Origin of the sequence: Sandarakinorhabdus sp., assembly GCF_032115815.1 — a bacterium.
In the GTDB taxonomy this organism is placed as follows: Bacteria; Pseudomonadota; Alphaproteobacteria; order Sphingomonadales; family Sphingomonadaceae; genus Sandarakinorhabdus.
In genome coordinates this window covers 1-8,843 of record NZ_JAUMBI010000227.1, presented here as the reverse complement: position 1 = coordinate 8,843, position 8,843 = coordinate 1, and the positions used below count along the sequence as shown (strand labels likewise).

General features: G+C 63.6%; 9 protein-coding genes. 4 read left to right on the top strand and 5 right to left on the bottom strand.

Features of this window, described 5'->3' with window-relative positions:
* The 3 genes from RT662_RS13155 to RT662_RS13145 all read left to right on the top strand — a co-directional run.
* Window positions 1-359: GNAT family N-acetyltransferase (locus RT662_RS13155; protein WP_313671154.1), on the top strand; the 359-nt coding region annotated here is incomplete at its 5' end.
* Between the two features lie 348 nt (window positions 360-707).
* Window positions 708-3,434 carry a TonB-dependent receptor plug domain-containing protein gene (locus tag RT662_RS13150; protein ID WP_313671153.1) on the top strand — a complete coding sequence of 909 codons (2,727 nt, stop codon included), beginning with the start codon at window positions 708-710 and terminating at the stop codon, window positions 3,432-3,434.
* An 89-nt stretch (window positions 3,435-3,523) separates the two neighbouring features.
* Complete coding sequence (locus RT662_RS13145; RefSeq protein WP_313671152.1) at window positions 3,524-3,994, top strand: Rid family hydrolase; 471 nt, start codon at window positions 3,524-3,526, stop codon at window positions 3,992-3,994.
* A 55-nt stretch (window positions 3,995-4,049) separates the two neighbouring features.
* Here RT662_RS13145 and RT662_RS13140 read toward each other — a convergent pair whose 3' ends face one another.
* The gene (locus RT662_RS13140) at window positions 4,050-4,688 is read right to left on the bottom strand and encodes a carbonic anhydrase (RefSeq protein ID WP_313671151.1); all 639 of its coding nucleotides are present in this window, start codon (window positions 4,686-4,688) and stop codon (window positions 4,050-4,052) included.
* A gap of 16 nt (window positions 4,689-4,704) precedes the next feature.
* The gene (locus RT662_RS13135) at window positions 4,705-6,285 is read right to left on the bottom strand and encodes a SulP family inorganic anion transporter (RefSeq protein WP_313671150.1); all 1,581 of its coding nucleotides are present in this window, start codon (window positions 6,283-6,285) and stop codon (window positions 4,705-4,707) included.
* A 122-nt stretch (window positions 6,286-6,407) separates the two neighbouring features.
* Here RT662_RS13135 and RT662_RS13130 point away from each other — a divergent pair, with 122 nt between their 5' ends.
* Entirely contained in the window at window positions 6,408-7,070 is a 663-nt protein-coding gene (locus RT662_RS13130) for an MBL fold metallo-hydrolase (protein WP_313671149.1), read from the top strand.
* Here RT662_RS13130 and RT662_RS13125 read toward each other — a convergent pair.
* From RT662_RS13125 to RT662_RS13115, 3 genes are all read right to left on the bottom strand, one after another.
* On the bottom strand, window positions 7,067-7,483 hold the full coding sequence (locus tag RT662_RS13125; RefSeq protein ID WP_313671148.1) for an MAPEG family protein: 417 nt from the start codon (window positions 7,481-7,483) through the stop codon (window positions 7,067-7,069). The genes RT662_RS13130 and RT662_RS13125 overlap by 4 nt on opposite strands.
* Window positions 7,483-8,304: an outer membrane protein assembly factor BamD gene (locus tag RT662_RS13120; protein ID WP_313671147.1), complete on the bottom strand. Its 822-nt coding sequence runs from the start codon at window positions 8,302-8,304 to the stop codon at window positions 7,483-7,485. Before RT662_RS13120 ends, RT662_RS13125 begins: the two co-directional genes overlap by 1 nt.
* A 75-nt stretch (window positions 8,305-8,379) precedes the next feature.
* The coding region (locus RT662_RS13115; protein WP_313671146.1) for an aldehyde dehydrogenase family protein at window positions 8,380-8,843 on the bottom strand (464 nt) is incomplete at its 5' end.

The window sequence follows — 8,843 nt, the reverse complement described above, 5'->3', positions numbered from 1 at the left end:
AAGACGCTGCCGGCGATCGGTTGGGCTGCGGTGGCTGGAGCAAGCGCGCGACGCTGTTTGGCGGGGACAAATTTGCCGGACGTGCTTCCGGCCTGCTCGATCCGGCGCGCGATGCCGCCAAGATCCGCGCTTTCTTCGTGGCGCCGCACGCGGCCCGGCGCGGCGTGGGTGCGGCATTGCTCAAGGCCTGTGAAGATGCCGCGGCGGCGGCTGGATTCACCCGCACCGAACTGATGGCGACCCTGCCCGGCGAACCGTTCTACGCCGCCCATGGCTATGCCGGCCAGGCGCCGATCGATCTGGATTGCGGCGGGGTGGCGGTGCGCTTCGTGCCAATGGCCAAGCAACTCCCTGCCTGAAACAGGCCTTAGGGGCCCCGAACTGTTGCGCCAATGCAACGCCCGGCAACTGTATCATTGCGGCAACAGCCCTGCGGCCAAATATCGGGGTGCGCAAATGGCGTATGTCAGGCACGGTTACTATGGCGCTTGAAGACGGCGATCGGCATCCGCTTGCAGGGCCCAAAGCAGGGCTTTCACGACGGGTGCCGGTGGGCGTTGCCAATGAGTGGGCAGCGTGGATCAGCGGCGGCGTAGGCCGTTTGCCGATTCGGTGTGGCCCGCCAGGGCTGGACCTGCAGGGCGGTTGAATGGCCGCTGCTCAGGAACCGGCGACTTGGCATGTCGAAATACAACCAGGGGACTGACATGATGCGATTGAACGACAAGGCCCAAAGGGTCGATCTGAAGCTGGCCACCTCGATGGTCGCTCTCGTGCTGGCCGGCATGGCCGCACCGGCCCTTGCCGCTGCCGACGACCAGGAAGCCGCCGCGGCGGAAGGCTCGAAGGAAGACACCACGATCATCGTGACCGGTACCCGCCGTACCGACCGCACCGTGGCCGAAAGCGCCGTGCCGATCGACGTGTTCAGCTCCGACGATTTCAAGGCGCAGCCGTCGCCGCAGCTGCAGAACATCATCAAGACGCTGGTGCCGTCGTTCAACCAGAACCGTAACCTGTTGGGCGATGCCTCGGCCTTCGTGCGTCCGCCGAACCTGCGCGGCCTGCCGGCTGACCAGATTCTCGTGCTGATCAACGGCAAGCGCATGCACCGTTCGGCGCTGGTGCAGGTCACCGGTGACGCCCTGAACGTCGGTTCGCAGGGCCCCGATCTGTCGCAGATCTCCAGCCCGGCCGTGAGCCGCATCGAAGTGCTGCGCGACGGCGCTGCCGCCCAGTACGGTTCGGATGCCATCGCCGGCGTGATCAACATCGGTCTCAACCGCGCCGACAACGGGATCAATCTCGCTGCCCGCTATGGCCAGACCTATCGTGGCGACGGTGAAGACCTGCAGCTGTCCGCCAATGCCGGCTTCAAGCTGGGTGATGGCGGCTTCTTCAACATCACCGGCGAATTCATCGATCAGAACGTGTTCGATCGTTCGGTGCCGCGCCCGGAAATCGCCCCGTTGATCGCTGCCGGCATCACGCCGCCGCGTCCCACGGGCAACCAGCTTGGCCAGCCGTCCAACCGCGCCTATCGCGTGGTGTGGAACGCCGCCGTTCCGGTTGGTGATGGCGACGAAGTCTATGCCTTCGGTAACTATGGCTGGCAGCGCCAGTCCAACGACTTCAACTATCGCCGCCCGATCGCCGTGAGCGCAGCTGATATCCCGCTGCGTCCGGGCACCGGCACGTTCGGCAAGTCGATCGGCACGCCGTGGTATCTGGATCGCATCGGCACCGATCCGGTGTCGGGCCGCGCCATCTTTGACGCCGAGGGCCGCACTTTCACCGAAACCTCGATCTTCCCCAACGGCTTTGTGCCGGTGTTCGAAGCCTCGATCGAGGATCTTTCGATCGTTGGCGGCTACAAGGGTTCGACCGAAGGCGGCGTGAAGTATGACGTCACCGCTGCCTATGGCCGCAACCAGATCCGCTATTTCATGTATGACACGCTGAACCCGTCGTTGGGTCCGGCGTCGCCGACCGATTTCTATCTCGGCAAGGTCACGCAGCAGGAATACAACATCAACGCTGATTTCAGCTATGAAACCGATGTCGGCTTCTACAAGCCGCTGTTCATCGCTGCCGGTCTTGAATTCCGCCGCGAGACCTTCGCTGTCGGCCTCGGTGACCGCGCTTCGTGGGAACCGGGTCAGTTCGGCTCGCAGTTGGTTGAACGCAACGATCTCACGCGCTTCAACGTGACCAAGCCGGTCGGCGCCAACGGCTTCCCCGGTTTCGGTCCGGATTCGGTGGCTGAAGGTGGCCGCAACAACTATTCGGCCTACCTCGATTTCGAAGCCGAAGTGGTTGAAGGCCTCGATCTCGGCCTGGCTGCCCGCTACGATTACTTCAACGATTTCGGCAGCACCTTCAACGGCAAGTTCAGCGCCCGTTGGGCCATCAACGACGTCATCGCCCTGCGCGGTGCCGCGTCGACCGGTTTCCGCGCGCCGACGCCGGGCCAGCAGTTCACCCAGAACACCCAGACCAACTTCCCGCAGGGTAGCCCGGTCCCGGTGGCTGTGCAGACCGCGCGTCCGGACAGTGTCTCGGCGCAGTATTTCGGTGCCCAGGAACTGAAGCCTGAAAAATCGACCAGCTTCTCGGGCGGTTTCGTCGTTACCCCGGGTAGCGGTTTCAACCTGACGGTCGATTTCTACAACATCGTCGTCAAGGATCGCATCGGCATCACCTCGTCGATCAACGTGACTGGCGCCGACCAGCAGGCTCTGCTCGCTGCCGGCCTCGCCACCGCGCTCGATCTGGGCCAGGTGAACTATTTCACCAACGGCTTCCGCACCCGGACGCAGGGCTTTGACATCGTGTTGTCGCACCGGGCGGATACCGGCATCGGCCGCTTCAACAGCAGCCTGGCGGTGAACTACAACAAGACCAAGGTCACCGATCGCCGGACCATCGCCCTCTCGGCGATCCGGCCGACCGACACCCGCGTGCTGAGCCTGATCGACAACACCCGCCTGGGCAACATCGAAGACAGCAACCCGCGGTGGCGTGCGGTGTTGAGCACCAACTACACCAGCGGTGCCTTCGATCTGACCGTGCGTGGCAACTACTTCGGCAAGTTCACCACCTACTTCAACCCGGTGGGCTCAATCCCGGCCGGCGTGGATCCGGTGGCCTTCCGCGCCCTGTATCCGGCGCCGAACGCCGCCGCGACCACGGGTGAATGGGGCAAGACCTTCGGTGCCGAAATCGGCATCGACGTCGAAGCCGGCTTCACCATCGCCGAGAATTACCGTCTCGCGGTGGGTGTCGAAAACCTGTTCAACAACTATCCGGATGTCGAAACCCGCAACGCCTATCCGTCCACCGGCGGCCAGGCCAACGGCTCCATCTACCCCGGCTCCTCGCCGCTGGGTCAGGCGGGCGGCTTCTGGTACGTGCGCGCCACCGCCAAGTTCTAAGCGGGGCGCAAGCGATATCGCTTGCCAACAGCGGGCGGCAGGGCAATCCTGCCGCCCGCTTCTTTTTGCAACCGAAGGGGACCTGATCCATGAAATTGTTCACGCTTGCCGCTGCCAGCCTGGCCATGGCGATTGCCGCACCGGCGTTCGCCCAGAACGTCGAAAAGGTCGGCCCCGCCGGCGGCCGCATCCTCACCGCCGCCAAGGTCAAGGCCGGCGCCACCACCGTCTATCTGTCGGGCAACCTTGCTTCGCCGGCCACGCCGGGCGGCACCGATTTCGGTGACACAAAGACCCAGACGATCAGCACGCTGAAGAAGATCAAGGAACTGCTGGCCGCGCACGGCATGACCATGAAGGACATCGTGCGCATGGATGCCTATCTGGTGGCCGCGCCCGGCATGGACGGCAAGATGGACTTTGCCGGCTTCAACGCCGGGTTCGCCGAGTTCTTCAACAATGCCGAAAACCCGACCACCACCACCCGCACCACCATGCAGGTCACCGCGCTGGCCGGCCCGCAATTCCTGGTGGAGCTGACGGTGATCGCCGCCAAGTAACCGCGGCACAGCGCAATCCGGGGGGCCGTCGCAGCGATGCGACGGCCCCTTTGCATTACACCAGCACGCGTTCCGGCTTGGGCACTTCGGAAAGGATCGTGTCCTTGTCGATGCGCATCAGCGGCTTGATATGGCCGTCGCGCAAATCATAGACCCAGCCGTGCAGGGACAGCGGCCGGCCGGCCTGGAATGCCTTCTGCACCGGACCGGCGCCGGCAAGGTGCAGCAACTGGTCGCGCACATTCACTTCCACCAGCCGGTTCACCCGCTCCTCGCCTTCGGGCAAGGCCTCGATCTCGCTGCGGTGATCGTTCAGCACCTGGCGGGCATGTTCCAGCCAGTGGGCAATCGCGCCTTCTGGCGCGCCGTCCAGAGCCGCCTGGATACCGCCGCAGCCATAATGGCCGCAGATCACCACATGCTCCACTTCCAGCACGTTCACGGCATAATCCAGCACGGCCATCAGGTTGCGGTCATCGGGATAGACAAGATTGGCGATGTTGCGATGCACGAACAGGCCGCCGGGCACCGCCTGCGTCATCTGATCGGGCGCCACCCGGCTATCGGAACAGCCGATCCACAGAAAGGCCGGGCGCTGCCAGTTGACGTTGCGGTTGAAGAACTCGGGGTTCTCGGCCAGCATTTCAGCGGCCCAGGCCCGGTTCGACAGCAGCAGTTGATCGATTTCCTTCATGGGCTCTGGTCCAGCTTCAGGTGGCGCGGGCGCGGGAAACGGGGGCGTTGATCATGGCGGCCGTCTTGCGGCCCGGATCGGGGCGAACCCTGACATTGATGTCGCGGAAGCCGGCGGCCTTCACAAAGCCGTTGATGATATCGATGCAATCAAGATCGACATAGGAGGTAGCCGACAGGTCAATCAGCAGCTCGGCACCATCAGGCACCCGGCTCAGCGACTCCACCAGCGCCGGCTTGTGCATGAAATGCAGGTTGCGCCGCGCCCGCACCATCACCGTGCCACCATATTCGACATAGGTGATGATGTTGCCGGCCGAGCGCCAGATGACAAAGCCGAAACCGACCAGCAGCCCGATGCCGATGCCGATCAGCAGATCGGTGAACAGGATCGCCGCCACGGTGATCACGAACGGCGCGAACTGGGTGTAGCCCTGCTTCCAGCGCTGGATGAACAGCGCCGGTTTGGCCAGCTTATAGCCTGTGGCGATCAGGATGGCCGCCAGCGCCGACAGCGGGATCATGTTGAGCACCGATGGAATCACCGCCAACCCGAGCAGCAGCCAGATGCCGTGCAATATGGTGGAGAACTTGGAATCTGCTCCGGATTCGACGTTGGCCGACGATCGCACAATCACCGACGTAACCGGCAGACCACCCAGCATCCCCGAAACCAGATTGCCGGCGCCCTGGGCCAGTAGCTCGCGATTCTTGTCGGTCACGCGGCGCTTGGGATCGACTTCATCGACCGCCTTCACCGACAGCAGCGATTCCAAGCTGGCAACGATGGCCAGGGTGAGCGCTACCGTCCATACCTTGGTGTTGGTGATGGCGGCGAAATCCGGCAGGCGAATCTGGTCGGCCAGCGCCCAAGGCGTCGCCGACACCGGCACCTGCACCAAATGGGTGCTGGCCACGGCCAAATCGGGCGCGAACTGGCGGAAGGCTTCGTTGGCGGCGACGGCAAACAGCACTACCACCAGCGGGCCGGGCAGCAATTTCAATGGGCCATCCTTGGGCTTGGCCTTGTCCCACCAGAACAGGAACGCCAGGCTGACGGCGGCAATCAGGGCCGCGCCCCACAGGAAATCATTGCTGAGCATGTGGCCAAGCGCTGTCAGCGTGTTTTCGCCATCGCGCTGGAAGAAACTGAAATCGCCTTCGGGATCGGCATCATAGCCCACGGCATGCGGGATCTGCTTGAGGATCAGGATGAGGCCGATGGCGGCCAGCATCCCGGTGATGACAGCGCCCGGCACGAATTCGGCAATCACGCCACCACGCGAGGCCGCGAACAGCAATTGCAGCGCGCCGGCCAGGCACACCGACAGCAGAAAGGCTTCGAAGGTTGGCAGCGACGTGATGGCCGCCAGCACAATGGTGGTAAGACCAGCGGCAGGGCCGGACACCGACAGAGACGAGCGGCTGATGGCACCCACCACGATGCCGCCGACAATGCCGGCCACCAGGCCGGAAATCAGCGGCGCCCCAGACGCCAGCGCCACCCCCAGGCACAAGGGCAATGCAACCAGCGCCACCACGATCGACGCCGGCACGTCCTGCCGCCAACTGGCCAGCAGGCCTGTCTTTTCCTGCATGCGCAGCCTCATTGATTACAATCAGGCAATGAGTAGCAGCAGTTCGGAGCATTGCATCATTACGGAACCGCAATAATTCTGCCGTCTTGCGTGGCGGGCGTGGATTCGCCACTGATGGCAGCATGACAGCCAAGCCGCCCCTGCAAGCCATCATCGTGCCGGTCACGCCGCTCCAGCAGAATTGCACCCTGTTGTGGTGCACGAAAACCATGCGCGGCGCCTTCACTGATCCGGGCGGCGATCTTGATCGGTTGAAGCAGGTCGCGGCCGACAACGGCGTGACCATCGAGAAGCTGCTCGTGACCCATGGCCACATTGATCATTGCGGCCTCACCGCCGTGCTGGCGCGTGATCTGGGTGTGCCGATCGAAGGCCCCCACCCCGATGACAAGTTCTGGATCGACATGAACCCGGCCCAGGGTGCTGCCTATGGCGTGCCGGGCGCCGAGGCCTTCACGCCTGATCGCTGGCTGCATGATGGCGACCAGGTGACGGTGGGTGAATTGGTGCTGGATGTCTATCACTGCCCCGGCCACACGCCCGGCCATGTCGTTTTCCACCACGCACCGTCGCAGCTTGCCATCGTGGGCGATGTGCTGTTCCAGGGCAGCATCGGCCGCACCGATTTCCCCAAGGGCAACTTCAATGATCTGGTGGAAGCCATCACCACCAAGCTGTGGCCGCTGGGCAACGAGACGGCATTTGTGCCCGGCCACGGCCCGATGAGCACCTTCGGCCGTGAACGCCAGGCCAATGCCTTCGTGGCGGATCGGATGCTGGGTTAAATATAGTCTGGCGAAGGCGGCTGCAGGCCCAGTCCCAGCCACAACGCCCACAGTGACAGCGCCAGGATCAACCCCCAGCTGATCAATGCGCCCCCGGCCCGGAACGGGTTGGGCGAAGGCCGGCTCATGCCGATGGCGTGGGCAATGCGGGCCAGCACCAGCAGGCCGCCCGAAAGCCACAACCAAGGCGAATGATGGCCGGCGGTGATCTCGATGCCGGCCATCAGGATGAGGGTGAGCGGCACATGTTCGGTGAAATTGGCGTGGGCGCGGATGCGTTCCAGCATCTGGCTGTCGCCGCCATCACCGATCATGATCTTGCCCGAAACGCGGCGACCGACGACACGAACCGTGAGAGCCAGGAAGACGAGCCCAAGCAGCCCGGCGGTGATCAGTGTCGCCGGGATCGGCATCACTGGCCGCCCTGATTCGCCATTTTCTTGGGCGCATCCGGAACCCAGCGGCCGATCAGCTTGTAGCTGCGCTCATACCACTTGGATTCAGGATAGTTGTTGCCCAGCACGGCGGCTGATTTGGTGGCTTCTTCCGGGATGCCCATCGCCAGATAGGATTCGACCAATCGGTGCAGTGCTTCGGGCGCATGGCTGGTGGTGTCGAACTTCTCGATCACGGTGCGGAAACGGATGATCGCTGCCAGATACAGGCCCTGGCTCTGGTAGAAACGCCCGATCTCCATTTCCTTGCCGGCGAGGTGATCGCGGGCCAGATCGATCTTCAGCCGGGCATCGGCGGCATAATCGGTGTTGGGATAACGGCGGATCAGTTCGCCCAGCGAATCCAACGCCTGCTGCGTGGTCTTCTGATCCTTGTTGACCGGCATGATCTGGTTGTAGTGGCTCAACGCCACCATGTAATAGGCATAGGGCGCCTCGCGGCTGCCGGGGTGCAGCGACAGGAACCGCTGAGCGGCACCAATGGCTTCCTGATATTCGCCGGCCGCATAATAAGCGAACGACGACATCAACTGCGCGCGGCGGGCCCACACGCTGTACGGGTGCTGACGCTCCACTTCATCAAACTGCGCACCGGCAAGGCGATATTGCCGCTTTGCCAGCGTTTCGCGCGCGGCGCTGTAGAGCGTTTCCACATCCTGCGCGAGATAGCTCTGGTCCTTCTTGGCCTTGCCGCCATTGGAACAGGCGGCCAGCGCGAGCGGCGCCAGAGCCAGCAGAACGAGAGCGGAGCGGTTGAAACGGGTGTGCTGGCGGTCCATGGGCGGCATCCCTAGCAGGATGGGTGTTGGCAGGAAAGGTGCGGCAGGCGCGATGAACGGCGGCTGGCTGCCGCCTCACATGTCCTGCGGCCGCCGCCGGATGACGAGATTCCGGATCTCGGTCATGTCTTCCATGGCAAAGCGCACGCCTTCACGGCCGAGGCCTGAATCCTTCACGCCGCCATAGGGCATGTTGTCGACGCGGTAGCTGGGCACATCATTGATCACCACGCCGCCGACATCCAGCACATCCCAGGCTTTCAGCATGTGGAACAGATCGCGCGTGAAGATGCCGGCCTGCAGGCCGAACTTGCTGTCGTTCACGATGTGCAGCGCCTCGTCGAACGTCTTGAAGCGCGTGAAGAAGGCGAGCGGGCCGAAGGCCTCTTCGGTGTTGAGCTTGGCGCCGCGTGGTACATCTTCCAGCAGGGTCGCCGCCAGCATGGCCCCGTTGCGCTGGCCGCCGCACAGCAGTTTCGCGCCGCCGGCAACCGCCTCGGCGATCCAGCCTTCCAGCCGGGCGGCTTCCTTCACGTCGA

What these genes read in the sequence shown, in the direction of transcription:
- RT662_RS13150 (WP_313671153.1), top strand. Translation starts at nt 708, where the DNA reads ATGATGCGATTGAACGACAAGGCCCAAAGGGTCGATCTGAAGCTGGCC.
- RT662_RS13145 (WP_313671152.1), top strand. Translation starts at nt 3,524, where the DNA reads ATGAAATTGTTCACGCTTGCCGCTGCCAGCCTGGCCATGGCGATTGCC.
- RT662_RS13140 (WP_313671151.1), bottom strand. Translation starts at nt 4,688, where the DNA reads ATGAAGGAAATCGATCAACTGCTGCTGTCGAACCGGGCCTGGGCCGCT.
- RT662_RS13135 (WP_313671150.1), bottom strand. Translation starts at nt 6,285, where the DNA reads ATGCAGGAAAAGACAGGCCTGCTGGCCAGTTGGCGGCAGGACGTGCCG.
- RT662_RS13130 (WP_313671149.1), top strand. Translation starts at nt 6,408, where the DNA reads ATGACAGCCAAGCCGCCCCTGCAAGCCATCATCGTGCCGGTCACGCCG.
- RT662_RS13125 (WP_313671148.1), bottom strand. Translation starts at nt 7,483, where the DNA reads ATGCCGATCCCGGCGACACTGATCACCGCCGGGCTGCTTGGGCTCGTC.
- RT662_RS13120 (WP_313671147.1), bottom strand. Translation starts at nt 8,304, where the DNA reads ATGGACCGCCAGCACACCCGTTTCAACCGCTCCGCTCTCGTTCTGCTG.